This window comes from Nostoc spongiaeforme FACHB-130 (assembly GCF_014698475.1).
GTDB classification, from domain to species: Bacteria; Cyanobacteriota; Cyanobacteriia; order Cyanobacteriales; family Nostocaceae; genus Nostoc_B; species Nostoc_B spongiaeforme.
Map to the genome: position 1 here is coordinate 213,559 of NZ_JACJTB010000005.1, position 26,394 is coordinate 239,952.

A 26,394-nucleotide genomic window follows, 5' to 3' on the forward strand; every position below is an offset into this window, starting at 1 on the left:
GGATTTTTAGAAAATAACTAGGGATGCTTAGTCTCCAGATAAATGTATTAAAAAATATAACGATTTAATTGTATGTCGAGCAGTATTGAATTACCAGAACCATTAGTTAGTGTTGTTATTCCAACTTACAATCGCCCAGAATATTTAAAGCAAGCGATCGCCAGTGCAGTTAAACAAACTTATCAAAATATTGAAATCATTGTTTCTGATAATTGTAGTGACGAAAGCCCCCAAGCAATTATCGAATCTTTTGATGACTCACGCATTAGATTTTGGCGACATCCTGAAAATGTGGGGATGCTGTCTAATCAAATGAATGCTTTTAAAATGGCACGGGGTAAATATCTTGCCAGTCTCCACGATGATGATATATGGCATGAGGATTTTTTAGCGAAACTTGTACCAACACTGGAAGCTAATTCTAATTTGATTTTGGCTTTTTCTGACCAATATATTATTGATGGTGACGGTAACATTAATACAATTGGTACAGAAGCAAATACACGCGGTTTTAAGCGAGATATTTTAGCACCAGGTATTCATACATCTTTCACTAAAATTGGTTTAATTAATAAAAGTATCCCTACTGCTGCTGCTTGTGTAATTCGTAATGGTGTCATTGATTGGGATAGCATTCCTCAAGAAGTCGGCGGTATGTGGGATTTATATTTAACTTATCTCTGCTGCATTTCAGGTTATGGTGCTTACTATTATCCCGAAAGATTAACTTATTACCGCGCCCATGAACTCACAGACACAATGTTAAGTGGGAGTAAAAATGCTAATGCCAAAATTCGCAAAGCCCAAAGCGAAATATTTTGCTACAAGATATTCATGGAAGATAGCCGCCTGCAAGAATTCCATGAGTATTTTCAAGCTAAATTCTTAGAAGCACATACCACTTTAGGTATTGGTTTACTGCGGAATCATCAAATAGCCGCAGCCCGTCCTTATTTATTCCAATCCCTCAAAAGTAAAAAGTTAAATCTCAGAACTTTAGTAGCACTGACACTCAGTTTTACTCCGTCATCATTAGCTAATCAATTGCTGGGAGTATAAAAATCAATGAAACTTGGCATTGTCACCCACACAATTAAAAAAGGTGATGGACAAGGAAGAGTCAACTATGAAGTTGCTCAAGAAGCCATCCGCCGGGGTCATCAATTAACATTATTAGCCAGTGAAATAGCACCAGAAATTGCCAAAAATAACCAAGTTAATTGGATAAGAATTTCCGTAGATAATTATCCCAGCGAGTTCATACGGAATTTTATCTTTGCTTATAAAAGTGCGGCTTGGTTACAAAAAAATCGTTCACAAATCGATTTATTAAAAATCAATGGCGCAATTACAAATGTGGCGGCTGATGTGAATGCTGTACATTTTGTGCATAGTTCTTGGTTGCGATCGCCTGTACATATTTCCCGCGTTCGCCGCGATGCTTACGGTTTTTATCAATGGCTGTACACCGCCTTAAATGCCCGTTGGGAAAAACAAGCTTTTCAACGCGCTAAAGTGGTAGTTGCCGTCTCCGAGAAAGTTGCCCAAGAGTTAATTAAAATTGGTGTACCACGCGATCGCATCCGAGTCATCGTCAACGGCGTAGATTTACAAGAATTCAGCCCAATTTCCCAAATAATTGCACCTGATGAATTGACAGAAACTAGACACCAATTCCCAATCCAAAATCCAAAATCCAAAATCCAAAATCATATTGTTGCTTCTCGCCAAAAATTAAACCTACCAGAAAATGTAAATTTAGGATTATTTGCCGGAGACATCCGTACACCACGGAAGAATTTAGATAGCGTCTTACAGGCCTTGGTGAAAGTACCTGATTTACACCTAGCCGTAGTCGGGAGTACTGATGGTAGTCCCTTTCCGCAGTTAGCAGCCGATTTAGGCATTAGCGAACGGGTACATTTTCTCGGTTATCGCCGTGATATTGCCGAAATCATGCGGGCAGTAGATTTATTTGTGTTCCCCTCCCGTTATGAAGCTTGCACCTTGGTCTTGTTAGAAGCCCTCGCCTCTGGGTTGCCTGTAATTACTGCCACAGCTACCGGTGGGGCAGAGTTAGTCACACCTGAATGTGGAATTGTTTTACCAGATTCAGATGATGTTGAGGCCTTAGCTGCTGCCTTGTCATCTTTAATCAGCGATCGCACCTTGATGCAACAAATGGGTCAAGCCGCCCGCGCCGTCGCCCAACAACACAGTTGGTCAACAATGGCCCAAACCTATATGGATCTATTTGAGGAGTTACAACAGCATGAAGAACACAGTTCTCATCCCGACCTATCGCCGTCCTCTGGATCTATCTCGTTGCCTTTCGGCACTGCAAGCGCAAACTAAACCCGTTGATCAAGTCATCGTCGTTGTGCGGGATACAGATACTCAAACTTGGCAATTTCTCCAAGCCTTTCCCGCCCATCATTTACCTTTACAAATTGTTACCGTCGCCATTCCCGGAGTAGTCGCCGCCCTCAACGCTGGACTTGCAGTCGTTGAGGGAGATATTTTATCTATTACTGACGATGATGCTGCACCTCGTCCTGATTGGTTAGAAAAAATTAACGCCCACTTGCTCGCAGATGCCAAAATAGGCGGTGTTGGTGGGCGTGATTGGATACATTACGGTGACAAAATTGAGGATGAATCTCGCGCTGTGGTGGGTGAATTGCAGTGGTTTGGGCGTGTAATTGGCAACCATCATCTCGGAGTCGGCAAAGCCCGTCCAGTCGATGTCCTCAAAGGTGTGAACATGAGTTTCCGCACCCAAGCGATCGCCAACTTACGTTTTGATGAAAGAATGCGAGGTTCCGGCGCACAGGTACACTTTGAAATGGCATTCACCCTCGCCTTAAAACGTGCCGGCTGGCAGATGATTTATGACCCACAAGTTGCAGTAGACCACTATCCCGCCCAGCGATTTGATGAAGACCAACGCAATAATTTTAATGCGATCGCTCAAATTAATTTAGTTCATAACGAAACCCTAGTTTTACTCGAACATTTATCACCCCTACGCCGGATCATCTTCTTGTTGTGGGCAATTTTCATTGGTACAAGAGACTGCTTCGGCTTCATCCAATGGCTGAGATTTTTCCCCAATCAAGGCCGACTCGCCACCCGCAAATTATTAGCCTCCTGGCGCGGTCGCTGGCAAGGATGGCAGACATGGCAGGTAACAGGTGACAGGTTAGAGATGACAGGTTACAGGGGTGCAGTGGGAATCAAAGAACTAATGACTATTGACAAATGACGAATTGGTATGATTTCTCAATCTTTACTGTTTAATAGCTTTTTAGAAACACCATTTTCACCCCGACAGCGATCGCTACAAGGTTGGAGTGCCATTCTCGGCTTTATATTGCTGAGTGTCACTTGTTACTTTGCTGGGGCGGCTGGGACTTTACGCCTGATTTATCCAGTCACAGCCTTAATCGTAGCGATATTTTTATATTTACGACATCCCATTTTATACATCGGTTTTACTTGGTGGATGTGGTTCCTCACACCCTTAGTTGCGCGTTTAATTGATTATAAGGTTGGTTGGGACCCTACCCGCCAAATTCTCATCGCCCCTTATTTAGTTGTTTTTGTCACAATTGCCACATTCTTACGACACTTTCCCAGAGCCTCTCGTCAGGGAGGTTTACCGTTTATTTTGGCTTTTATCGGCGTAGTTTATAGTTTTCTCGTAGGTTTAATTTATAACGCTCCAGTTCCCGTAGCTCGCGGCTTATTAGACTGGCTGAGTCCCATTATTTTTGCTTTTCATCTATTTATGAACTGGCGAGACTATCCCACTTATCGCCAGAATTTACAGAGGACATTTTTGTTTTGCGTCTTACTCACTGGTGCTTACGGTATCTATCAATTTGTCGTCGCACCGGAGTGGGATAGATACTGGCTAATTCAGTCAAAATTATTTACCAGTTCTGGTAACCCTGTACCGTTTGGAATGCGTGTTTGGAGTACATTGCACTCAGTCGGGCCATTTGGTGCGGTAATGCAGACAGGATTATTGTTATTATTTACCGCTTCTGGGCCATTAATATTTCCCGCTTCGGCTGTTGGCTACTTGTCGTTTTTATTAGCCCAAGCCCGGACTAACTGGGGAGGCTGGCTACTCGGCGTAATTTTGATTATGGGTTCAGTCAAAGCCAAAATCCAAATGCGCTTAATTGCGATCGTGGTTGTGATGGCATTGTGTGTAATTCCACTTACAACCATTGAACCAATTTCTGAAGTAGTATCAGCGCGGTTAGAAAGTTTTTCTAATCTCGAAAAAGATACTAGTTTTAAGGATAGATCCGGTAGTTACGATCGCAACCTTAGTATTGCCCTTTCTAATGTTTTGGGTAATGGTTTAGGCAATATCTGGAAAGTAAATGAAAAAACCGGACAAATCGAAGTATTTGTCATTGATAGCGGCATTCTCGATATGTTTTTCACCCTCGGTTGGTTTGGAGCCGTATTTTATTTAGGTGGATTAATTCTGATTCTTGTTAGCGTCATCCAGTATAGCGAAGCGCGGTTTGATAGCTTCGTCAGTGCTGCCCGTGCCATTGGGATTAGTTCTTGCGCTCAATTAGTCATCGGTAGCGGGATGTTAAGCGTCTCCGGCATGATTTTGTGGGGATTTTTAGCAATGGCAATGTCAGCACATAAATACTATCAACATCAAAAAAGTTTGAATTTATAACACTTACATCCCCGACTTCTTAAAGAAGTCGGGGATCTAGTCAACACTTATACCCTTATATTAGGACTCATATTTGATTTATGAAAAAAACCAGTACACCCAGGTCAGGCTTTTTTCCTACTCCCTACTCCCCATTCCCTACTCCCTGCCTACACAACTAGATTCGGAAATCAAATCGGATTCCTATACATTAAAAAATATGAAAGCTATAGTTATCATGCCCCTAGCCGAACAAAGAGGCGGCGGTGAAATGATGTTTTTGGACTTGATGCAGCAAGGACGGAATGCTGGTGTCGAGTGGATAGCCATCTTTTTAGAATCAGGCCCAATGGTGGAACAAGTCAGAAAGTTGGGTATTGATACGCGAGTGATTGAAAGTGGCAGGTTGCGGCAAGTTCATAAGTTAATTTCTACAGTTTTGCGAATCGCTGCGATCGCTCGGCGGGAACGTGCAGATATAATCGTCAATTGGATGTGGATTACCCATTTTTATGGTGGTATGGCAGCTATGCTGGCAGGTTTACCATCTGTTTGGTATCAACTGGAAGTACCCCATGACAAGTTTTGGTTAGTCCGTCTCGCCACAGCATTACCAGCCCGTGCTGTTATCACCCTCTCTCAAGATGGTAAGCAAGCCCAAGCCGAAATTTGGCCTCATCGTCCCACACCTCTGGTTTATCCTGGTGTCGCCCTAGACAGATTTGAACCTGCTGCTTTACCTTCACCTCAAGCAGCACGGCAAAAACTCGGCTTACCAGCACAGGGGCCGTTAATTGGCATTGTGGGCAGACTGCAACGCTGGAAAGGAATGCACGTCCTCGTTCAAGCAATGCCGAAAGTGTTAGAGAAGTATCCTGATGCTCATTGTCTGGTAGTTGGTGGTAAGCATGATTTAGAGGCAGACTACGAAGAATTTCTTAAATCAGAAATAACAAATTTAGGACTGGAAGAAAAAGTAATTATGCCTGGACTCCAGCGCAATATTCCCGAATGGGTGCAAGCGATGGATGTTTTTGTTCATGCTTCTGATAAAGAACCATTTGGTATTGTGATTATTGAAGCGATGGCACTGGGTAAACCTGTAATTGCGGGTAATGCTGGCGGCCCCACCGAAATTATTACCGACGGGATGAATGGCTTATTAACACCTTACGGTGATTCTGAGGCATTGGCGATCGCAATTCTGCGCTACCTAGATGAACAAGACTTTGCCCAAAATGTTGCCGTCGCTGCACGCCAACGCGCCCTCGATTTCTCCACCCAGAACTACGCGCAAAACTTTATCAATACTCTGCGTTCTCTGATACCTAGTGTTTCGTAAATATATAGCGGTAGTCAGATATGTTAGGACAGTTTGAAAGCTTGAATGCAAGGGATAGTAAGACTTTTCCTCCTGCCTTCTGCCATAGCTAAATATCGACATATTCAGATCCCCGACTTCTTAAAGAAGTCGGGGATCTTGTATTTCAGGCATAAATTTAAGAATACAAACCTTCAGCTTGACAATATATTTTTGCTGGTGCTTGCTCAAAATATTTAAATAACGCTGGACATAACCAACCTTCCAGACTTTTTTCACCCCACAAATACCAATTACCGTTATACTCCTCACGTAACCAAGTTAATTCTGCTTGATAACCAGGGAAAGGACTAGCAGAAAACAGCAATTTAAATCCTTCATCCACGTTAGCTATACCCTGAACCAGAATATCAATCATTTCAGGTACACCACTCACAAACGGTTCTTGCACCAAACCCAGACGCTCATCATCAAATACCCATATTTGATTATGCCTGTATGGAAAAATCACCATCATTGAGTTAGTCATGAGCAATTATTGGTTAGGTAATTGGTAAATAATTTTGTATTCAAGGTTACTAATTACTAGAGAATAATATAACTTGAAAAAATTGTAGTGCATCAGGAGGTTTGCAAAGTGAAGCGGGCAAGTATAGGGCAAACTCATTTACAATTCAGGAAATTCTCAGCCAACAAGCTTATTCTGTACTGTAATTGGGAGTAAATACTTTTATCATGTGTCGTTTACTTGCCTATCTTGGTTCACCTGTATCTTTGGAACATATTCTGTATAAACCAGAACATTCTTTGATTGTCCAAAGTTATCAACCCCGCGAAATGAATTCTGGGGTAGTAAATGCAGATGGTTTTGGTATGGGTTGGTATCATACTCACAAAGATACTGCTCCCTACATCTACAAAAATACATTGCCGATTTGGAATGATATTAACTTACCCCATCTGAGCCGTTACGTAGAATCAAGTTGTGTATTAGGTTATGTCCGCAGTGCCACAATCGGACAAGCTTTAGATTTTGCCAATTGTCAGCCATTTAATCACGAAAATTGGCTATTTCTGCATAACGGATTCATTGAAAATTTTCGGCAAACATTACACCGCAGAATTCGTAGCACTTTAGCACCAGAATTTTACGACAAAATTTATGGCAGTACAGATTCTGAACATTTATTTGCATTGTTACTTTCTCAGCGTCAAATTAACAAACATCGTCCGCCAGAATATGCGTTACGCACTACTTTGTTAGGTATTGCTGAACTAGCGAAACGTCATCAAATCAAGGTTTTAGCTAACATTATTTTCAGTGATGGTAAACGTTTGATAGCTTCGCGTTTTGCTATTGGTGCAGCAAATCCGTCTTTGTATTGGATACGAGATGAGCTGAATTTCCCGAACTCAGTAATTATTGCTTCGGAACCTTTATTTCCTGGTAATTGGAATCCTTGCCCAGAGAATAGCATCATCAGTGTGGGAGAAGACTGTGATATCAAAATTGAGCAAATCTACTAGCACCAAAGAATTTATTTATTATGCTTTAAATGATTGTCGAAAAAGAACTTTAAAGCTGCTGGATGAGCTAGATGATATTACATTTTGCAATCAGTATCATCCTGATTTTAGTCCTATTGGCTGGCACTTGGGACATATTGCTTACACTGAGTCTTTATGGTTGCTAGAACATAGTGCCAGTTTAAGGTGTTTATTTCCGCAATATCGTAAGCTGTTTGCGGCTGATGGTTTACCCAAGTCAGAACGTGTCAAATTACCAAACTTAGCCGAAATCCGTTATTACTTGCAGACAGTCCGCGAGAAAGTGCTGCAATATCTGGAAGTAGTTGATATTGAACCCCAAGAACGTCTGTGGCGATTTTTAATTCAGCACGAAAGTCAACACTGTGAAATTCTCAGCTATGTGTTGGAACTGTCGAAAATCAGAAAGGGTGTAGAGGAAAAATCCTTCTCTCCCCTGCTCCCTGCCCCCTGCCCCGTTTCCTCTTCCTACTCAGCACTTAACACTCAGATGGTGATGATTCCGGCTGGGGAATTTGAGATGGGAAACAATTCTCTAGATGCGTTGGATAATGAAAGTCTTTGTCATCGCGTATATCTGGATACTTATTGGATTGACCGTTACCCCGTGACTTGCAGGCAGTATCAGCAATTTATGGCGGCGGGAGGCTATGAAAATCCTGAGTGGTGGTCAGAGGCTGGGTGGCAATGGCTACAAACAGAACAGGTAACACAACCGCTTTATTGGCAGAGCGATCGCAGTTATGATGATCATCCAGTCTGCGGTGTCAGTTGGTACGAAGCTGAAGCATATTCGCGGTTTGTTGGCAAGCGTTTACCCACAGAAGCCGAATGGGAAAAAGCCGCTAGTTGGGATGCTCAAGCTCAACGCCGACGCACCTATCCTTGGGGTGAAGAAATGCCCTCACAAAAATATTGTAATTGCGATCGCCTCATTGGTCAGACAACACCAGTAAGTAATTACCCTAAAGGCCAAAGTCCCTACGGCTTGTTAGATACCCTCGGCAACGTTTGGGAATGGACAGCTTCTTGGTTTACCCCATACCAAGGTTTCCAAAGTTACCCTTATGTGGGTTACTCTCAAGTTTATTTTGATAACAAACACCGTGTATTAAAAGGCGGTAGTTGGGCAACTCGTCCCTGGGTAGCACGTTGTAGTTTTCGTAACTGGTACTATCCGTATGTACGCCAAGTTTTTACCGGTTTTCGTTGTGCTACAAGTGTTAATTAACGAAAATTTATGGCTTTTTTAGTGGTAAATACGCAAGTTTAGTGTTAAACCTTGATTTATCTAGCTTAAGCGTGAGGTTAGCAGCTGTGGCTGTGTGTTTCACTAGCTAGAGGAAAGCTTGGGTTGCCAAGCAATCTACTACTGCAACTCTACGGAGGTTAAATGACAATATCTCAAGCTGTCAACAGCAAAGTTACTTCTCTCAACAACCTAGAAGAACGTTTGCAAATACAGCGTTTGGTAGAAGCCACAAAAGTAGTCACATCAACAGCAGGACGTGATGTAGTCAAAGGATTAACACACAACCCCAAATATTTACCCCCATACTATTTTTATGATGACCAAGGCTCTGACTTATTTGAACAAATCTGTGACTTGCCGGAGTATTACCTAACTCGCACAGAAACGGCAATTTTACAACAGTATGCAGGTGAAATTGCTCAAATCACAGGTGCTTGCGAATTAGTGGAACTGGGTAGTGGGAGTTCGACAAAAACCCGAATTTTGCTGGATGCTTATCAAAAGTTAGGGTATCTTCAGTGCTATTTGCCAATAGATGTGAGTGCGGGAATGTTGGAAAATAGCGCGAGAAAGTTACTCCAAGAATATCCCTCACTGCAAGTTCATGCACTAGCGGGAACTTATGAAATGGCTTTAGCACAACTCCCACTAAAACAGTCTCCAAGTAGGATGATTGGTTTTATTGGTAGTTCCTTGGGAAATATGGCTACCCAAGAGTGTGAGGCTTTCTTTTCGCAAATTACCAATGCACTGCAAGTAGGTGAATATTTCCTACTGGGAATCGATTTACAAAAACCAAAAGAAATTTTAGAACCAGCTTATAACGATCGCCAAGGTGTGACAGCAGCATTTAACATCAATATGCTGGAGCATTTAAATCGCAGATTTGAAGGCAATTTTGATACCACACAATTTGAACATTGGGCATTTTATAATGAAACCGCACATCAAATTGAAATGCACTTGCGGAGTATGCGATCGCAAACTGTGCAATTAAAATCTCTCAACCTCACCGTTAATTTTGCTCCAGGCGAAACCATCCTGACCGAAATCTCACGTAAATTTAACCTCAACACCATTAAACAACAACTCCAAAGCCGTGGTTTAGTTCCGATTCAAACATGGACTGATACAAATCAATGGTTTGGTTTGTTGTTATGTCAGTTTCAATCTACTTGAAGAAGAAGTTAGAAGTCAGAATCCAGGAGTCAGAATCAAATAAGTAGCTGTCTAGCCTGGCAACACATCTAAATATAGCAGTCGAAGTGTTAGGTAGGACATTTCAAAAGCACAAATGGCAGGTAGAGTAATAATATTTACCTCCTGCCTCAACCTTGTAGCGGTAAGTCAAAAGGCAAAAGTTAAAAGTCAAAGATCAAGAGTACTTTTGACTTTTGGTTTTTTACTTTTGACTTTTCTGCCTTCTGCCTTTTTTACAAAACACCTTTAGAACTAGGAATTGTCCCAGCGCGACGGGGATCAACTTCCGTAGCCATTCGCATAGCTCTAGCAAAAGCCTTAAATGTTGCTTCAATTATGTGATGGGAATTAATACCATCTAATTGACGAATGTGTAAGGTCATTTGGCTATGGTTCACCAATGCGACAAAAAATTCCCGAACTAGCTGAGTGTCATAAGTACCAACTCTTTGGGTGGGAATTTCTAAGCCATAACTGAGGTGAGGTCTTCCCGAAAAATCTAACGCCACCTGAATCAACGCTTCATCTAATGGTGCTAAAAAATTACCAAAGCGGACTATCCCTTTTCTATCACCCAAAGCTTGATGCAAAGCTTGACCTAACGTAATACCAACATCTTCATTAGTGTGATGATCATCAATTTCCCAATCTCCTTTGGCTTGGACATCTAAATCAATCAAGCCGTGAGAGGAAATTTGATGCAACATGTGGTCTAAAAATGGAATACCAGTCGCCGCATGACATTTTCCTGTCCCATCTAAATTGACAGTTACTTGCACATCAGTTTCACCAGTCACACGGTGAACCGAAGCAATACGCGCCGTGGTTAAGTTAACTTGGTGCAGAATTGAGTCTTTGTGAGAAGTATCGCTGATTTGCATAGTTAATTGAGGGAGTTGGGAGTTGGGAGTGGGGAGTTGGGAATAAACCTGGATTTCTCACAAGAGAGAAATCCAGGGGGGTGGGAGGTGTGGGAGGTGTGGGAGGATGGTGAAGAAATCTTTCCCCCCACACTCCCCTCTCTCCCCACACTCCCCACACTCCCCACTCACTACTCCCCAAATCTTATTACATTCCCATAATTTCATATCCTGCATCCACGTACAGCACTTGCCCAGTAATACCACTGGCTAAGTCACTGCACAAAAAAGCCGCAGTATTGCCCACTTCTTGTTGAGTTACTGTACGTCGCAAAGGGGCTACTTCTTCTACATGGTGAATCATATCTAAAATTCCCCCAACAGCCGAAGAAGCCAAAGTCCGAATTGGCCCAGCCGAAATGGCATTAACCCGAATATTTTCCGGGCCGAGTTCTGCTGCAAGATAACGCACACTCGCTTCTAAACCTGCTTTGGCAACTCCCATCACATTGTAGTTAGGCACAGCTCGTACACCACCCAAATATGTCAAGGTGACAATGCTACCGCCTTCGGTCATTAAAGGTTTCGCCGCGCCACTTAACTGTACTAGTGAATAGGTACTAATTTCTAAAGCTGTATTGAAACCCGAACGGGAGGTTTGGCTAAAGCCTCCAGTCAAATCATCTTTATTTGCAAAAGCTAAACAGTGGATAAGGATATCTAACCTACCCCACTTTTCTCGCACCGCTTCAAAGGTAGAGTGAATCTGTTCGTCGTTTTGAACATTACAGGGAACAAATAAGCTGGGATTTAGAGGTTCTACCAATTCCGCAACTTTTTTCTCCATCTTGCCACGCTCATCGGGGAGGTAAGTAATACCTAAGTTCGCTCCGGCGGCGTGCAGTTGTTGGGCGATGCCCCAAGCGATGGAGCGATTATTGGCAATACCTGTAACGAGGGCGTTTTTTCCAGTCAGATTCAGCATAGAAATTATTAACAGGATCAATCATGATAAAAAATGTCTGAGCAGTATCAACTATTTTTGATTCCCCTAAGCAGAGTGCAGCATTCTGTCTGGCAACACAATGGCTATTTTTGACTGCTGTGTAGCTGTGTTCACTTTTCTTTTTCAGAGGTAATTACAGCCAGAAGTCTAAATTTTTTAGGGGGATTGAGGATACTTCAACTGCTGAGTGTATCACCTGGGACTTTTTCAGACATCCTCTTAGGAGGATACTAGAAACTGAGGCCTGTTTTTCTTGATTTATCAAAATCATGTTTTACAGGCCAGAATCAAGAAACCAGAAGCCCGAATTGAGCCTTAAATTCTGTGAGGCTAGTGGATGAATAAACAAACAACACAGCAAATTAAGTGGTGAGTGTTTTTCTCCATTGACTAATTTTGCGTCTTAAATTCTGCTGTCTGAATTTTTCTTTAATTCAATTGGTGTGTTTGCTGCATAAAAATTGTCTGCTCTTCCTGAAGATATTCTCAAGATACAATGAATTTTTTGGCAAAAAACCTGATGAATAGGAGTTTGTAAGTACTTATAACAACTACTAGCTAAAAAGGTGAAAAATTATGTATCATTATGAACAAATAAGTCTGAAGTTTGGCTTTTGAGTATAGGAAAGTACAGAAAGGTTGACGGTGATTTATTGATTTTTCAGGTGTATTCTTAGGTAATCAGTTTATTTGTTTTTCCGGCATTGGGTAGGGGAAGGGAGATGATCGTGACACAAGATAAAGCCCTAGCAAATGTTTTTCGTCAGATGGCAACTGGGGCGTTTCCACCTGTTGTGGAGACGTTTGAACGAAACAAAACGATCTTTTTTCCGGGCGATCCTGCTGAACGAGTTTATTTTCTTCTTAAGGGTGCTGTAAAACTTTCCAGGGTATACGAAGCAGGAGAAGAAATAACGGTAGCACTGTTACGGGAAAATAGTGTTTTTGGTGTTTTGTCTTTGCTGACTGGAAATAAGTCAGATCGGTTTTACCATGCTGTTGCATTTACACCTGTAGAATTGCTATCAGCACCAATCGAACAAGTAGAGCAAGCACTCAAGGAAAATCCAGAATTGTCTATGTTAATGCTGCGGGGTCTATCTTCGCGGATTTTACAGACAGAGATGATGATTGAAACCCTCGCTCACCGAGATATGGGTTCTAGATTGGTGAGTTTTTTATTAATTCTTTGTCGTGATTTTGGTGTTCCTTGTGCGGATGGAATCACAATTGATCTGAAGCTATCTCATCAAGCGATCGCAGAAGCAATTGGTTCGACTCGCGTCACAGTCACTAGGTTGCTTGGTGATTTACGCGAAAAGAAAATGATTTCTATTCATAAAAAGAAGATTACTGTGCATAAACCTGTTAGCTTAAGTAGGCAGTTCACTTAAAAAAGCAGTCAGAAGTCAGGAGTCAGAATCAAACCGTGATTCATTCTGCATTTCGACTTTCTGACTCTGACATTGTTGGTTATTCAAAGCATTGGAGGTAATGAAGTTGGCAAGTATGGTGTTTTTGCAGATAATACCCATAGCTGGAGGCAAATCATAAATTGATAAATCTTCGCTATTGCCAATTTCCAATCCTCCACAGACAATGGTCGAAAGTAGTAGGCTGTATCTGGAACCATTTCGGTAGCTGAAGATGACCACCGGGTACATCCTCATTGCAGCAATTTTAATTTTGGGAGGCGTAATAGCCACTGTGGGCGATCGCATTGGCACACGGGTTGGCAAAGCTCGCCTCTCACTCTTTAAGCTTCGTCCCAAAAATACGGCAGTGGTGGTGACGATTTTTACTGGTGGCTTGATTTCTGCATCAACTTTGGGCATTTTGTTTGCTGCGGATGAGGGCTTGCGTAAGGGAGTCTTTGAATTAGAAGATATTCAAAAAGACTTGCGAAACAAGCGGGAACAACTCAAAACCGCAGAAGCCCAAAAAAGCCAAGTCGAAACAGAATTAAGTCAAGCCAGAAAAGAACAAACCCAAGCGCAACAAGACTTACAAAGAATTAATAAATCTTTGCAAGCGGCCAATGCAAAACAACGGGAAACCCAAGCAAAACTTAACCAAACCCTAAGCCGCCAAGCAAAGATCCAAGGGCAATTACAAAGCACTCAAGGGCGTTTGAATCAAGTTGCAACTCAATATCAGCAAGCACGATCAGAATTAGAAAACGTTTATAACCAAAGAAAAGCCTTACAAGTAGCGGTAGGACAATTAAAGGCAGAACAACAAAGATTGTACGCAGAGGCGAAAAAGGCGATTGATGAAGCGAAAACAGCCATTTCCAAACGAGATCAGGAACTCGCCAACCGACAAGAAATTATTGAACAGCGCGATCGCAAAATCGCCCAATTAGATAAACTCATTCAAAATCGCAATTTAGAAATTACTGCCAGAGAACAGGTAATTGCCACCAGAGAAGCTCGCCTCAAAGAATTAGAAAGACAACAGGATTATTTAGAACAAGAAGTAGCCAGACTCGAAAAATATTATCAGTCTTATCAAGACTTGCGTTTAGGCAAATTGGCGTTGGTGCGTGGTCAAATTTTGGCCGGTGCCGTAATTCAAGTTAGTCAAGCCTCGGCGGCGCGTCAGGCGGTGTTGCAACTTTTAGGCGATGCTAACCAAAATGCCATCTTTCAATTAACTGAGCCGAGTGCAACACCAGAAAAAACCCAAATATTGCGCGTCACTCCCGAACGAGTTGAGCAGTTGATTAGACAAATCAGCGATGGTAGGGAATATGTCGTGCGAATTTTCTCCGCAGGTAATTACGTCCGGGGCGAAAAACAGATAGAATTTTTTGCAGATGCGGCACGCAATATCTTAGTCTTTACGGGAGGAGAGGTTTTGGCAAGCACCAGTGCTGATCCCAAAACCATGACATCTTATCAATTACGGCAAAGATTAGATTTGTTGATTTCTGCTTCCCAATTTCGTGCCAGAAATGCCGGTATTGTAGAAGGTGTGCAAGTAGATGGCACATTTTTGCGCTTTATTAACCAGCTAAGACAATACGATCAGCCTTTAGATATTAAAGCGATCGCCGCCGAAGATACATACACAGCCGGGCCTCTGCGCGTGAAATTATTAGCTGTCCAAAACGGTAAAGTGATTTTTAGTACTTAAATTAGGGGCTAGAGGTTAGAGTCTAGGGGCTAGGGTTGACAGCAGAAGTCAGAATGAAAATAGTTCAGTTAAGGTTAAAAATTAAAGCTGATTGAATATGAATTTAAATGAATTCTCACCCAATCAACCAGTGATTCTTGGCTTTGACCCTGGTAAAGATAAGTGTGGTTTAGCTGTGATGGGATTAGACAGACAGCTACATTATCATCAAGTTGTACCTGCATCAGCAGCGATCGCTAGTATAGAAACACTCAGACAACAATACCCTGTTTCTTTACTTGTGATGGGTAATCAAACCACAGCCAAGCAGTGGAAACAAAAATTACAACAAGAATTGTTACAAACATTAAATATCATGTTAGTAGATGAGCGATATTCTACTTTAGAAGCACGCGATCGCTATTGGCAGATGTATCCACCCCAAGGACTAACAAAACTCTTGCCAAAAGGAATGCGCCAGCCACCAAGACCAATAGATGACATCGTGGCTATCTTATTAATTGAAAGATATTTAAATCGTCTGACAGAATCAACTGTTAATAGGCAATAGTGAATCTCTCCCTTGTCCCTGGTTGCTTTACAACTCGGCTCGGATAGTAAAAGCATAATCTCCTCCTGGTTCTAGCTGATAATCTTGTTTTTCTAAAAAGCGACCAAGAGGTTCTTTAATTAAAGCGCGACCTTGAGAGGGTTTCACCGACAGTTCTCCACGGCGGAAATGCCATTGGAAATGCCATTCAAAATCTCCGGCGCTGACTTCGCCCTCAAGAAACCCATGTTGCCAGGATTGGCGTGTTATTTTAACATGGGCAGTAGTTTCTGGCAACCGTTTTGCACTCACAATGCTTTAGATAAAATGTGGGATAAAAGCAAACAACGCAGTCTATTTCTTTTATTTACCAAACTTCGCCGCGATCGACAAACTAACAAAAGATAGCTTTAACACTTTTTGGAATAGCCAAATGGCTGACATTATAAATAAACCTTGCCAACACTGGGGAGTAAGGGTCTCAAAAAATCAAAAAATTCATCACATTATGATGACTTGACTCATCCAAGAGTATAGTTATGGCGAATGTTACAAATAAAGACCATCAAACCACAAATTGATCAATGTATGCACTCAATCTAAGTTAAACAGTGATTGCTATGGTGACAACAGTTCCACTTGCAGAAACAAGAACTTTGCTCAACAACATTAGCTGGCAGACATTCAAAGCCATGCTGGCAGATATGGGCAAAGAACGAAACTCTCGACTTGCTTATGACAATGGAAAATTAGAAATTATGACCCCATTAATGCCTCATGAGAACTCGAACCGCCTAATAGAAGGCTTGATTCTTGTTCTTTGTGAAGAATTTGGTTTGGAGGTCAAAACCACAGGCTCACTGACATTAACACGGGACGACTTAGAAAAAGGAGGAGAGCCAGATAGTAGTTATTATATTCAGCATGAACTTTTAGTCAGAGACAAAGAAAATATTAATTTAAATCAAGATCCTCCACCAGACTTAGTGCTGAAAGTTGATTACTCCAAACCCAAAATAGATAAATTATCTCTCTATGCGGCAATGGGTATCCCTGAATTTTGGAGATATAACGGTACTGTTTTGCGAATTTATACTCTATTAGATAATCAATATTCAGAAGTCGAATTAAGTCCTACTTTTGCACCAGTCGCAGTCAGAGAAATTCCGCGATTTATTCAAGAAAGCAAAAAAATTGGACAACTAGCAGCGAAAAGCAAATATAGCAGACGACTAAAGTCGCGGCTATAAGAACAAAGCCTGCCTACGCAGGCTTTTATACTAAATAAAGTAACAAATGCACAGAAATTTTACACAGTTGTACATACATTGTGTCTGGGGAACTTGGGATAGATTACCTTTGGTAACACCGGATATTCAAGAGATTATTTATTCAGCGATCGCCAAGCAATGTTCCGAGTTAGGATGCAAAGTAATTGCTATTGGTGGCATAGTTGATCACGTTCATTTACTCGCTGGCTATCCGCCCAATTTGACAATATCCGAGTTGGTGCAAAAAACTAAAGGCAGTTCCTCCCACTTAATTACTCATGAAATCAAGCCCCAGGAATTTTTCAAATGGCAAGGTGGGTATGGGGCATTTACAGTTAGTCATCATCATATTGATCAAATAGCTAACTATATTCATCACCAACCCATACACCATCAACAAAAATCTTTAATTGCCGACTGGGAAATCTTGTAATTATTTCTAGCCTGCGAAGGCGTTAATATAGCCGTGACTTTATTCGTAAAAGATAATGGAATCTGATCGAGCCTGCGAAGGCAGGCTTCGTTTATGTAGCCGCGACTTCAGTCGTCCGGCTTATTGTTAATTGATATTTTAAAAAAGCTACGGCGATGCCTACAACAAAGGCATCGCGGATTTTAGATCATCTCTAAAATCCCAAATCGATTTATCGATTTACTGCCGCAGCTTCTCTGGCCGCAGCTGCTTGGTCTGGATGAATACCCAAACGTGTGAGATTAATTCGGCCTTTGCCGTCAATCTCACGCACTTTGACAATCACTTCATCACCAACTGCAACTTCATCTTCGACTTTGCCGACGCGATAATCAGCAAGTTGAGAAATGTGGATCATTCCTTCCTTACCGGGTAAAAACTCCACGAATGCACCAATTGGGATAATTCGCGTAACGCGACCCGCGTAGACATCCCCTTCATGCAGCTTGCGAGTCATTCCTTGGATAATGTTCCGCGCTTTCTTGGCTTTGCTTTCATCGACGGCAGAAATAGTCACTGTACCATCATCTTCAATGTCAATTTTGGCACCAGTTTCTTCTGTAATGCCTTTAATTGTCTTACCACCAGGGCCGATGACTAGACCAATCATGTCGGGGTCAATCTTGATAGTCAGCAGACGTGGTGCGTAGGGTGATGTTTCGGTACGTGGTTGGTCGATGGTTTGCAGCATTTTATCTAAAATGTGCAACCGGGCATCTTTGGCTTGGTGAATGGCTTGGGCTATGGTCTCCAAAGGCAGACCAGAGATTTTCATATCCATTTGCAAGGCAGTAATCCCGGTATCTGTTCCGGCAACTTTGAAGTCCATATCACCTAAAAAGTCTTCAATGCCTTGAATATCAGTCAAAACGCGGACTTCATCACCTTCTTTAATCAGACCCATTGCTGCACCGCTAACAGGTTTGATGATTGGGACACCAGCATCCATTAGGGCGAGGGTAGAACCGCAAACCGAACCCATTGAGGTGGAACCATTGGAAGAAAGTACTTCGGAAACAACCCGAATTACATAAGGAAATTGTTCTTTGGGTGGCAGAATTGGTAAAATTGCGCGTTCTGCTAAAGCGCCGTGACCAATTTCCCGTCTACCAGGGGCGCGTAATGGTTTGGTTTCGCCGACGGAGAAGGGCGGGAAGTTGTAATGGTGGAGGTAACGTTTAGATTGGTCGGTTTGCAAATCATCGTTGAGGTTTTGGGCATCTCCGGGAGTACCAAGGGTACAGTTGGATAATACCTGAGTGAGTCCGCGATTAAATAAACCACTACCGTGGACTCGTTTTGGTAAGACACTAACTTGACAAGAAACGGGACGGACTTCATCAAGTTTGCGACCATCAACGCGCACGTTATCTTCAACGATTTGACGGCGCATGAAATATTTGGTGATTTCTTTAAAAGTCTTACCAACTGCTTTGGGGTCAGCAGTAGCCGCAACGCGAACGGGATCTTCTTCTGATAATTCAGCGATCGCAGTTTGGATGTTATCTTTAACTGCATCTAAAGCAGTATCACGCTCAGTTTTAGTAAATTCAAATTGAGACAGAATTTTCTTAATCTCGTCGTTGGCGCGATCGCGGATATAATTTTCCAGGGTCTGGTCTACCTCTGGTGGTGCTTGCTGAATAATTTGCAAACCCAAATCAGCAATGATATCTTGCTGCGCCTTAATTAAATCACGTACTGCTTCATAGCCAAAATCAATTGCTTCGATAATATCTCGCTCTGGCAACTGATTGGCTCCTGCCTCAATCATGATTACGCCTTCTGGCGAACCAGCTACGATCAAGTCTAGGTCGCCGGCTTCAATTTCTGCATAAGTAGGATTAATAATAAAATCATCTCCTACTAAACCTACCCGCACGGCTGCCATTGGCCCGTTAAAGGGAATCTGGGCAATTAAGGTAGCTATCGAAGCACCAGTAACTGCTAAAACATCAGGTGGCACTAACTCATCCATTGATAATGTCAAAGCCACAATTTGCAGGTCATCCCGCAACCATGAAGGGAACAAAGGACGCAGAGGACGGTCTATGAGACGGCTGGTGAGAATTGCTTTTTCCGGTGGACGACCTTCCCGGCGCATAATCCCGCCAGGAATTCTACCTGCTGCATAAAGTCTTTCTTCGTAGTCTACGGTAAGGGGCAGAAAATCAATGCCTTCTCTGGCTTCTGATCGCGTAGCTGTTACCAAAACAGCTGTATCCCCTGATTCTATCAAAACCGACCCACCAGCTTGGGGCGCTAGTAGGCCTAACTTCAGTCGAATATCCCGTCCATCAAAGGATATTGACTTTTCAACTTCTGCCATTCAGTTTTTTTTCCTTCTATGCACGCTATTCTCTCTCTGTGGCAATCCTAACATTTATGCACTCTGGCTGGCTTCTGTTACATACAAAGATAAACAAGTTATTCCCTGCCAAATGTATTACATATTTGCCTATCAAGGGGCAGTAAATTTGACGGCTTGGCTATCTTTGAGGATTGCCACAGGTAGAATATGCCTAATCATACTCAAAAGTCTGAGAAATTGCATGTATGGTCATCTCTAGAATTGATCAAATACTGGTGGATGTCAGGTATACAAAGTAGATTTTTTTACAAGTCTGCAACGGAATGCGATATTTCTTAAATCATCCTTAAATTAGAGAAAAACAATCTCGCACTAGTATGTAACCCTGGTTGTACAATAGTACCAACGTTGCAAACATGGCGGTACTAGCCTCAACGAAATAAATATTAATTCAAATTACTTTCAATAGCAATTTGACTTTTAGCAAATATTGAAATTGCGATTTTTTCTAAACTAAGCAATAATTTGATAATTTAGAATATCAGTTAATTTGCTAAATACAAGTAAAATTAATTTGCTGATTTGATATAGCAAAAATAAAAATAATACATAAAAACTTAAAATTTTCAATAATCTAGTCTGAGCATAATTCGAGTAATTAAAAATGGCGATTTTACATGGTAGTTGGGTAAGCAAAAATCAAAACAGTTGTTTATTTATCTGGGGAGAAACTTGGCGATCGCCGCAAGTAACTTGGGATGTAAATAAATCTTTAGAAATCCCACTACATCCATTAGCAATGACAGCCGTGGAGTTGAGTGAGTGGTTAGCAGGGCGGAATCTGAGAATTACCAGCACTCAGCAACAGCCAGCAGCAACTTCAGGGGGGCGATCGCGCAAAACTACAAAACCGCCAGAAATCAGCTTACCAAGCCATTCACAAATTATCGCTTTACCAACTCAGATTAGCGAAACCAAGGAAGATAAAAGCTTCAACTTATTGCCTTTACATTCTGCCAGCCAAGATTTAAATTCTGACGCTGCACCATATCTCCAACCTTGGCAAGTTGCAGGTTTTTGCCTGAATACTAGCGAAGCAATTCAATTTCTCCAATCTCTTCCTCTCAACATTACTAATGGTGAAGATGCTTTTTTAGCTGGAGATTTAAGATTTTGGTCACAGGTAGCCCGTTGGAGTTTAGATTTAATTTCCCGTTCTAAATTTTTACCCAATATTCAACACCAAGCAGACGGTACTATATTTGCTAACTGGCAAGTGCTGTTAGACAGTGCTGTGGATGGAACTCGCTTAGAAAAGTTTGCCGCGAAAATGCCCCTAGGTTGTCGGACTTATCAAGATAGGGGGAATGGGGAGTCGGGAGTCGGGAATGGGGATATATGTGTAAATTTACCCGAATCGCCTCAAGAGTTAATTTTAGATTTCCTCAACAGCATCATAGATGTGCAAGTGCGTCAAATGGTGGGTAATCAACCCATCATCGAAACCAGAGTGATGGCGGCTTTACCATCAGCAATTCGCCAGTGGTTACAAGCTTTAACGGGTGCATCTAATACCGTGGTTGCAGATGAGATTGGTGTAGAACGCTTAGAAGCGGCGCTGAAAGCTTGGACTTTGCCGTTACAACATCAACTCACAGGAAAGCCGTTATTTCGCACTTGTTTTCAACTATCTTCCCCAGAAGCGGGAGAAACAGAATGGAAACTGGCGTACTTTCTCCAGGCGGCGGATGATCCAGAGTTTTTAGTTGATGCAGCAACAATTTGGCAAAATCCCGTTGAAGAATTAATTTATCAAAACCGCACCATTGAAAAACCCCAAGAAACTTTTTTGCGTGGTTTAGGGTTAGCTTCTCGATTATATGGAGCGATCGCACCTAGCCTAGAAACAGAATATCCCCAATCTTGCCAACTCAACCCCATCCAAGCTTATGAATTTATCAAATCTGTGGCTTGGAGATTGGAAGATAGTGGCTTAGGTGTAATTCTACCCCCCAGTTTAACCAACCGCGAAGGCTGGGCGAATCGTTTAGGGTTAAAAATTACCGCCGAAACACCCAAAAAACAAAAAGAACGCTTGGGTTTACAAAGTTTGCTGAATTTTCAATGGCAATTGGCGATCGGGGGACAGACAATTTCTAAAGCAGAGTTTGACAGACTAGTAGCTTTAAATAGTCCGTTGGTAGAAATTAACGGCGAGTGGGTGGAATTACGTCCCCAAGATATTAAAACAGCCCAGACATTTTTTGCTTCCCGTAAAGAACAAATGGCACTTTCTTTAGAAGATGCCTTGCGCCTCAGTACAGGTGATACCCAGGTGATTGAAAAATTACCAGTGGTCAGTTTTGAAGCATCGGGGGCGTTACAAGAATTAATTGGGGCATTGACAAATAATCAGGAAATTACACCCTTACCCACACCTGCCAGTTTCCAAGGAAAGTTACGTCCTTATCAAGAACGAGGTGCGGCTTGGCTGGCTTTTTTGGAACGTTGGGGTTTAGGCGCGTGTCTCGCCGACGACATGGGACTCGGTAAAACCATTGAGCTTATAGCGTTTGTTTTATACCTCAAAGAACAAGATGTACTAGAAAAACCCATATTATTAGTTTGCCCCACTTCTGTGTTAGGCAACTGGGAACGGGAAGTGAGAAAGTTTGCCCCCAGCCTGAAAGTAATGCAGTATCACGGTGACAAACGCCCTAAAGGTAAGGCATTTGTTGAGGCTGTCAATAAACATAATTTAGTTATTACTAGTTATTCTCTAATTCACAGAGATGTCAAACTATTGCAGACTGTTGCTTGGCAGATAGTTGTTTTAGATGAAGCGCAGAATGTGAAAAATCCTGATGCTAAACAGTCCCAGGCAATTAGACAAATAGAAGCAACATTTCGCATTGCCTTAACAGGCACACCAGTAGAAAATAGACTGCAAGAATTATGGTCGATTTTAGATTTTCTCAACCCTGGTTATTTGGGTAATAAACAATTCTTTCAACGGCGGTTTGCGATGCCGATTGAAAAGTATGGTGATGCGGCTTCTTTAACTCAATTGCGTTCCTTAGTTCAGCCATTTATTTTAAGAAGGTTGAAAACAGACAAAGAAATTATTCAAGACTTGCCGGACAAGCAAGAAATGACCGTATTTTGTGGTTTAACTACAGAACAAGCCGCACTTTATCAACAAGCAGTCGATACATCCTTAGTAGAAATAGAATCCGCCGAAGGATTGCAACGCAGAGGTATGATTTTAGCTTTACTAACTAAGCTCAAACAAATTTGTAATCATCCATCCCAGTATTTAAAAGAAAGCACATTAGGAGAACATAATTCTGGTAAATTGCAACGTCTAGAAGAAATGTTAGATGTGGCGATTTCCGAAGGAGATAGGGCGTTAATTTTCACTCAATTTGCAGAATGGGGTAAATTACTCAAACCTCATTTAGAACAGAAATTAGGCAGAGAAGTTTTCTTTTTATATGGCAGTACAAGCAAAAAGCAACGCGAGGAAATGGTAGACCGTTTTCAACATGACCCACAAGGGCCGCCAATCATGATTCTTTCTTTAAAAGCGGGTGGTGTGGGTTTGAATTTAACTCGTGCCAATCATGTATTTCACTTTGATAGATGGTGGAACCCAGCCATTGAAAATCAAGCCACAGACCGAGTATTTCGCATTGGTCAAACAAGAAATGTACAAGTACATAAATTTGTCTGCACTGGCACTTTAGAAGAAAAAATTCACGACATGATTGAAAGCAAAAAACAATTAGCCGAACAAGTTGTGAGTGCTGGTGAAGAATGGTTAACTGAGTTAGATACAGACCAATTGCGAAATTTACTCATCCTTGATCGCAATGCTTTGATTGACGAAGATGCAGAATAAAGCCGAGTATTTTTGAAATTAATTACTAGAGATGAATGATGACTAGTTACACATTACAAACAAGCCGGGAATGGTGGTCACAAAGATGGCTAGAGTTACTCGATTCTTATCGGTTTAAAAAGCGGTTAGAAAGGGCGCGAAATTATGCCCGGCAAGGTAATGTTCTCAGCATTGAATTTAAAGGCGCGAAAGTATTAGCAAAAGTTCAAGGTAGTGAAGTTGAACCTTATACGGTTTCTCTTTCTCTTAACTCCTTTAGTGATGAAGAGTGGGGTTATGTTATTGAAACCATGTCTAAAAAAGCATTATTCGCTGCCAAATTATTAGCAGGGGAAATGCCTCAAAATATTGAAGAAGTTTTTACGGCTAACGGTCTTTCGTTATTTCCCTTTACCTTGGGTGATGTCCACAGTAAATGTTCTTGTCCAGATAAAGCGAACCCTTGTAAACACATTGGGGCAATTTACTATCAATTAGGCGACAGGTTCAGCGAAGACCCCTTTGTGCTGTTTCAATTACGCGGTCGGACTAAAGAACAAATTATTCATGATTTACGCCAGCTACGAGGCGCTAACCAAAAAGCAAATACACCTGCAACATCAGAGATTCAACAACCAATTACTCCTAAGCAACCCGCAGTCAATCTTAATGCTTTTTGGGAATATCATGAGCCTTTAGATTCTTCTTTAGTAGTGATTGCACCTAGTATGGGCGAAACAGTCTTAGATGTTTTAGGTGCAATTCCCTTAGCCAAAACTGAAGATGATACAGTCAGTTTAAATGCTGGTGATGTGGTCATGAAATATTTAGATGATGTTTACAAAGATGTTAGCCAAAAAGCTATGTTAGCAGCGATGAATGTGGGAGGTGCTTAAGGTTGTATGTTATTACAGCATGGATATGTATTTAAACTCACATGGAAATTCAAAGCAGAATTATTACAGTAGAACTTGCTGATGGTACATCGCAAACCAAATATTCAAGTTAGACCGTTTAGCGAAATCACAGCCCCCCTAGAAGTTCTTGTTACAGAAATTGCCGAAGTATTAAATAAAGTTAAGCCTGATAAAGCTAGTGTCAAATTTGGCATAGATATTGGCATTGAATCAGGGAAGCTCACACCTGTATTAGTGAAAGGTAACGATACAGGTAATTTGGAAATCACTTTAGAATGGAACCACTGTTGAGAATGGGTGTAAGGGTTCAGGAGTGTAGGTTTACTTATAGCAATTTCTAGATATTCTCGCCCTAAGTGAACCGTATTGGTTTGTATGCGGCTTATAGAATTGGTATGAGTCCTAATTCAAAGAAAAAGGCTCTTGTTCTAAAACAAGAGCCTTTTAAAAATTCGATTGTCAGTGATGAAAAAAGACTTCAAATTAGTCGAGTTCGTTCATGAACATTACTGGTTCGTTCTCACGGTCGATACCTTTCTCGAAACCACCAGCAGCAGCACGAGCGCGACCGGCGTGCCACAAGTGACCTACTAGGAAGAAGAATCCTAATACGAAGTGAGAAGTAGCCAACCATGCACGAGGAGATACATAGTTGAAGGAGTTGATTTCAGTTGCTACACCACCTACAGAGTTCAAGGAACCCAGAGGAGCGTGAGTCATGTATTCAGCAGCACGACGAGCTTGCCAAGGCTGAATATCATTCTTGATTTTGTCTAGGTCAAGACCGTTGGGGCCACGTAGAGGTTCTAACCAGGGGCCTTGGAAATCCCAGAAGCGCATGGTTTCACCACCGAAGATGATTTCACCAGAAGGAGAGCGCATCAAGTATTTACCTAGACCGGTGGGGCCTTGAGCAGAACCAACGTTAGCACCTAAGCGTTGGTCACGAATTAAGAAGGTCAAAGCTTGTGCTTGAGAAGCTTCAGGGCCTGTGGGACCAAAGAATTCGCTGGGATAAACTGTGTTGTTGTACCAAACCATACAAGAGGCGATAAAGCCCATTAAGGAAAGAGCGCCCAAGCTGTAGGACAGGTAAGCTTCACCAGACCAGATAAACGCGCGACGCGCCCATGCAAAAGGCTTGGTGAAAATATGCCAAATACCACCAGAAATACATAGTAAAGCAACCCAGATGTGACCGCCAACTACGTCTTCTAGGTTATTAACGCTTACAATCCAACCTTCGCCACCGAAAGGAGCTTTGATGAGATAGCCAAAGATCACTGCTGGGTTGAGTGTTGGGTTAGTAATGACGCGCACATCACCACCACCAGGAGCCCAGGTATCGTAGAGACCGCCGAAGAACATAGCCTTCAGCACTAACAGCAACGCACCACAGCCTAAGATGATTAGGTGGAAGCCGATGATGTTGGTCATCTTGTTTTTGTCTTTCCAGTCATAACCAAAGAAGGAAGAATATTCTTCTAAGGTTTCTGGGCCGCGAACTGCGTGATAAATACCACCAAAACCCAGGACTGCGGAAGAAATCAGGTGGAGTACACCAACTACGAAGTAGGGGAAGGTGTCAATTACTTCACCACCAGCGCCTACACCCCAACCTAAAGTAGCGAGGTGAGGGAGCAGAATTAAGCCCTGTTCGTACATGGGCTTTTCTGGGATAAAGTGAGCAACTTCAAATAATGTCATTGCTCCAGCCCAGAAGACAATTAAGCCAGCATGAGCAACGTGAGCGCCTAGCAGTTTACCAGACAGGTTAATCAAACGAGCGTTACCAGACCACCAAGCAAAACCGGTGGATTCTTGGTCACGACCGCCACCCATAACAGCAGGTCTATTAGAGAGCGTTACCACGAGGTAATACCTCCTCAGGGAATATAAATTGTTCGTGGGGCTGGTCTTGAGGAGCCATCCAAGCGCGGATACCCTCGTTCAGCAAAATGTTTTTGGTATAGAAAGTTTCAAATTCTGGGTCTTCGGC

The 26,394-nt window shown here is 42.0% G+C and carries 23 protein-coding genes and 1 pseudogene; 16 read left to right on the top strand and 8 right to left on the bottom strand.

The genetic code is table 11. The features are described from left to right. The first annotated feature begins 72 nt into the window (after window positions 1–72). From H6G74_RS07280 to H6G74_RS07300, 5 genes are all read left to right on the top strand, one after another. A complete protein-coding gene (locus H6G74_RS07280; protein WP_190967039.1) occupies window positions 73–1,059 on the top strand; it encodes a glycosyltransferase family 2 protein in 987 nt (328 codons plus the stop codon). Between the two features lie 6 nt (window positions 1,060–1,065). Beyond that, window positions 1,066–2,355: a glycosyltransferase family 4 protein gene (locus tag H6G74_RS07285; RefSeq protein WP_190967040.1), complete on the top strand. Its 1,290-nt coding sequence runs from the start codon at window positions 1,066–1,068 to the stop codon at window positions 2,353–2,355. After that, the gene (locus H6G74_RS07290; protein WP_190967041.1) at window positions 2,273–3,265 is read left to right on the top strand and encodes a glycosyltransferase; all 993 of its coding nucleotides are present in this window, start codon (window positions 2,273–2,275) and stop codon (window positions 3,263–3,265) included. The genes H6G74_RS07285 and H6G74_RS07290 overlap by 83 nt, the downstream gene beginning before the upstream one ends. 9 nt (window positions 3,266–3,274) lie before the next feature. After that, entirely contained in the window at window positions 3,275–4,711 is a 1,437-nt protein-coding gene (locus H6G74_RS07295) for an O-antigen ligase domain-containing protein (protein ID WP_190967042.1), read from the top strand. 199 nt (window positions 4,712–4,910) lie between these two features. Beyond that, complete coding sequence (locus tag H6G74_RS07300; protein ID WP_190967043.1) at window positions 4,911–6,032, top strand: glycosyltransferase family 4 protein; 1,122 nt, start codon at window positions 4,911–4,913, stop codon at window positions 6,030–6,032. A 157-nt stretch (window positions 6,033–6,189) separates the two neighbouring features. Here the strand turns inward: H6G74_RS07300 and H6G74_RS07305 are convergent, their stop codons facing one another. Further along, window positions 6,190–6,540, bottom strand: a complete 351-nt coding sequence (locus tag H6G74_RS07305) for a DUF6717 family protein (protein WP_190967044.1) — start codon at window positions 6,538–6,540, stop codon at window positions 6,190–6,192. Window positions 6,541–6,746: 206 nt separating this feature from the next. Between H6G74_RS07305 and egtC the strand changes: the two genes are divergently transcribed. The 3 genes from egtC (at window position 6,747) to egtD (ending at window position 9,990) form a co-directional block, all read left to right on the top strand. Continuing rightward, window positions 6,747–7,538 carry an ergothioneine biosynthesis protein EgtC gene (gene egtC / locus H6G74_RS07310; protein ID WP_190967045.1) on the top strand — a complete coding sequence of 264 codons (792 nt, stop codon included), beginning with the start codon at window positions 6,747–6,749 and terminating at the stop codon, window positions 7,536–7,538. Next, window positions 7,510–8,790 carry an ergothioneine biosynthesis protein EgtB gene (egtB, locus tag H6G74_RS07315; RefSeq protein ID WP_190967046.1) on the top strand — a complete coding sequence of 427 codons (1,281 nt, stop codon included), beginning with the start codon at window positions 7,510–7,512 and terminating at the stop codon, window positions 8,788–8,790. The genes egtC and egtB overlap by 29 nt, the downstream gene beginning before the upstream one ends. 162 nt (window positions 8,791–8,952) lie before the next feature. After that, window positions 8,953–9,990, top strand: coding sequence for an L-histidine N(alpha)-methyltransferase (gene egtD, locus H6G74_RS07320; protein WP_190967047.1), 1,038 nt, complete (start codon window positions 8,953–8,955; stop codon window positions 9,988–9,990). Between the two features lie 254 nt (window positions 9,991–10,244). On the opposite strand, the gene hisB is transcribed toward egtD, so the two are convergent. Together hisB and fabI are read right to left on the bottom strand one after the other, a co-directional pair. Continuing rightward, complete coding sequence (gene hisB / locus H6G74_RS07325) at window positions 10,245–10,892, bottom strand: imidazoleglycerol-phosphate dehydratase HisB (protein ID WP_190590705.1); 648 nt, start codon at window positions 10,890–10,892, stop codon at window positions 10,245–10,247. A 187-nt stretch (window positions 10,893–11,079) separates the two neighbouring features. Continuing rightward, window positions 11,080–11,856, bottom strand: coding sequence for an enoyl-ACP reductase FabI (gene fabI, locus H6G74_RS07330; protein ID WP_190967048.1), 777 nt, complete (start codon window positions 11,854–11,856; stop codon window positions 11,080–11,082). 743 nt (window positions 11,857–12,599) lie between these two features. Here fabI and ntcA point away from each other — a divergent pair. Continuing rightward, window positions 12,600–13,271, top strand: a complete 672-nt coding sequence (gene ntcA, locus H6G74_RS07335; RefSeq protein ID WP_015113299.1) for a global nitrogen regulator NtcA — start codon at window positions 12,600–12,602, stop codon at window positions 13,269–13,271. A 15-nt stretch (window positions 13,272–13,286) separates the two neighbouring features. On the opposite strand, the gene H6G74_RS07340 is transcribed toward ntcA, so the two are convergent. After that, a complete protein-coding gene (locus H6G74_RS07340; RefSeq protein ID WP_190967049.1) occupies window positions 13,287–13,532 on the bottom strand; it encodes a hypothetical protein in 246 nt (81 codons plus the stop codon). On the opposite strand from H6G74_RS07340, the gene H6G74_RS07345 reads away from it, so the two are divergent. Next, window positions 13,525–15,015 carry a DUF3084 domain-containing protein gene (locus H6G74_RS07345; protein ID WP_190967050.1) on the top strand — a complete coding sequence of 497 codons (1,491 nt, stop codon included), beginning with the start codon at window positions 13,525–13,527 and terminating at the stop codon, window positions 15,013–15,015. The two genes, H6G74_RS07340 and H6G74_RS07345, sit on opposite strands and share 8 nt — an antisense overlap. A gap of 97 nt (window positions 15,016–15,112) precedes the next feature. Next, window positions 15,113–15,565: a pre-16S rRNA-processing nuclease YqgF gene (locus H6G74_RS07350; RefSeq protein WP_190967051.1), complete on the top strand. Its 453-nt coding sequence runs from the start codon at window positions 15,113–15,115 to the stop codon at window positions 15,563–15,565. A 27-nt stretch (window positions 15,566–15,592) separates the two neighbouring features. Here H6G74_RS07350 and H6G74_RS07355 read toward each other — a convergent pair whose 3' ends face one another. Next, window positions 15,593–15,856 carry a DUF3146 family protein gene (locus tag H6G74_RS07355; RefSeq protein WP_190592243.1) on the bottom strand — a complete coding sequence of 88 codons (264 nt, stop codon included), beginning with the start codon at window positions 15,854–15,856 and terminating at the stop codon, window positions 15,593–15,595. Between the two features lie 308 nt (window positions 15,857–16,164). On the opposite strand from H6G74_RS07355, the gene H6G74_RS07360 reads away from it, so the two are divergent. Together H6G74_RS07360 and tnpA are read left to right on the top strand one after the other, a co-directional pair. Then, window positions 16,165–16,794 carry a Uma2 family endonuclease gene (locus H6G74_RS07360; protein ID WP_190967052.1) on the top strand — a complete coding sequence of 210 codons (630 nt, stop codon included), beginning with the start codon at window positions 16,165–16,167 and terminating at the stop codon, window positions 16,792–16,794. 46 nt (window positions 16,795–16,840) lie between these two features. Next, the gene (gene tnpA / locus H6G74_RS07365) at window positions 16,841–17,248 is read left to right on the top strand and encodes an IS200/IS605 family transposase (RefSeq protein ID WP_190967053.1); all 408 of its coding nucleotides are present in this window, start codon (window positions 16,841–16,843) and stop codon (window positions 17,246–17,248) included. Between the two features lie 211 nt (window positions 17,249–17,459). Here tnpA and H6G74_RS07370 read toward each other — a convergent pair whose 3' ends face one another. Continuing rightward, window positions 17,460–19,616, bottom strand: coding sequence for a polyribonucleotide nucleotidyltransferase (locus H6G74_RS07370; RefSeq protein ID WP_190967054.1), 2,157 nt, complete (start codon window positions 19,614–19,616; stop codon window positions 17,460–17,462). A gap of 646 nt (window positions 19,617–20,262) precedes the next feature. Between H6G74_RS07370 and H6G74_RS07375 the strand changes: the two genes are divergently transcribed. The 3 genes from H6G74_RS07375 (at window position 20,263) to H6G74_RS07385 (ending at window position 24,686) form a co-directional block, all read left to right on the top strand. After that, window positions 20,263–23,499, top strand: a complete 3,237-nt coding sequence (locus H6G74_RS07375) for a DEAD/DEAH box helicase (RefSeq protein ID WP_190967055.1) — start codon at window positions 20,263–20,265, stop codon at window positions 23,497–23,499. Between the two features lie 38 nt (window positions 23,500–23,537). Further along, complete coding sequence (locus H6G74_RS07380) at window positions 23,538–24,374, top strand: SWIM zinc finger family protein (RefSeq protein WP_190967056.1); 837 nt, start codon at window positions 23,538–23,540, stop codon at window positions 24,372–24,374. Window positions 24,375–24,455: 81 nt separating this feature from the next. Next, entirely contained in the window at window positions 24,456–24,686 is a 231-nt protein-coding gene (locus tag H6G74_RS07385) for a CU044_2847 family protein (protein WP_242051173.1), read from the top strand. A 192-nt stretch (window positions 24,687–24,878) separates the two neighbouring features. On the opposite strand, the gene psbC is transcribed toward H6G74_RS07385, so the two are convergent. Continuing rightward, window positions 24,879–26,267, bottom strand: coding sequence for a photosystem II reaction center protein CP43 (psbC, locus tag H6G74_RS07390; RefSeq protein WP_190967057.1), 1,389 nt, complete (start codon window positions 26,265–26,267; stop codon window positions 24,879–24,881). Further along, window positions 26,251–26,394: pseudogene (locus H6G74_RS07395) on the bottom strand (photosystem II D2 protein (photosystem q(a) protein)); the annotation flags it as partial. The pseudogene H6G74_RS07395 and the gene psbC, both read right to left, overlap by 17 nt.

What these genes read in the sequence shown, in the direction of transcription:
- H6G74_RS07280 (WP_190967039.1), top strand. Translation starts at nt 73, where the DNA reads ATGTCGAGCAGTATTGAATTACCAGAACCATTAGTTAGTGTTGTTATT.
- H6G74_RS07285 (WP_190967040.1), top strand. Translation starts at nt 1,066, where the DNA reads ATGAAACTTGGCATTGTCACCCACACAATTAAAAAAGGTGATGGACAA.
- H6G74_RS07290 (WP_190967041.1), top strand. Translation starts at nt 2,273, where the DNA reads ATGAAGAACACAGTTCTCATCCCGACCTATCGCCGTCCTCTGGATCTA.
- H6G74_RS07295 (WP_190967042.1), top strand. Translation starts at nt 3,275, where the DNA reads ATGATTTCTCAATCTTTACTGTTTAATAGCTTTTTAGAAACACCATTT.
- H6G74_RS07300 (WP_190967043.1), top strand. Translation starts at nt 4,911, where the DNA reads ATGAAAGCTATAGTTATCATGCCCCTAGCCGAACAAAGAGGCGGCGGT.
- H6G74_RS07305 (WP_190967044.1), bottom strand. Translation starts at nt 6,540, where the DNA reads ATGACTAACTCAATGATGGTGATTTTTCCATACAGGCATAATCAAATA.
- egtC (WP_190967045.1), top strand. Translation starts at nt 6,747, where the DNA reads ATGTGTCGTTTACTTGCCTATCTTGGTTCACCTGTATCTTTGGAACAT.
- egtD (WP_190967047.1), top strand. Translation starts at nt 8,953, where the DNA reads ATGACAATATCTCAAGCTGTCAACAGCAAAGTTACTTCTCTCAACAAC.
- hisB (WP_190590705.1), bottom strand. Translation starts at nt 10,892, where the DNA reads ATGCAAATCAGCGATACTTCTCACAAAGACTCAATTCTGCACCAAGTT.
- fabI (WP_190967048.1), bottom strand. Translation starts at nt 11,856, where the DNA reads ATGCTGAATCTGACTGGAAAAAACGCCCTCGTTACAGGTATTGCCAAT.
- ntcA (WP_015113299.1), top strand. Translation starts at nt 12,600, where the DNA reads ATGATCGTGACACAAGATAAAGCCCTAGCAAATGTTTTTCGTCAGATG.
- H6G74_RS07345 (WP_190967050.1), top strand. Translation starts at nt 13,525, where the DNA reads ATGACCACCGGGTACATCCTCATTGCAGCAATTTTAATTTTGGGAGGC.
- H6G74_RS07350 (WP_190967051.1), top strand. Translation starts at nt 15,113, where the DNA reads ATGAATTTAAATGAATTCTCACCCAATCAACCAGTGATTCTTGGCTTT.
- H6G74_RS07360 (WP_190967052.1), top strand. Translation starts at nt 16,165, where the DNA reads ATGGTGACAACAGTTCCACTTGCAGAAACAAGAACTTTGCTCAACAAC.
- tnpA (WP_190967053.1), top strand. Translation starts at nt 16,841, where the DNA reads ATGCACAGAAATTTTACACAGTTGTACATACATTGTGTCTGGGGAACT.
- H6G74_RS07370 (WP_190967054.1), bottom strand. Translation starts at nt 19,616, where the DNA reads ATGGCAGAAGTTGAAAAGTCAATATCCTTTGATGGACGGGATATTCGA.
- H6G74_RS07375 (WP_190967055.1), top strand. Translation starts at nt 20,263, where the DNA reads ATGGCGATTTTACATGGTAGTTGGGTAAGCAAAAATCAAAACAGTTGT.
- H6G74_RS07380 (WP_190967056.1), top strand. Translation starts at nt 23,538, where the DNA reads ATGACTAGTTACACATTACAAACAAGCCGGGAATGGTGGTCACAAAGA.
- H6G74_RS07385 (WP_242051173.1), top strand. Translation starts at nt 24,456, where the DNA reads ATGGTACATCGCAAACCAAATATTCAAGTTAGACCGTTTAGCGAAATC.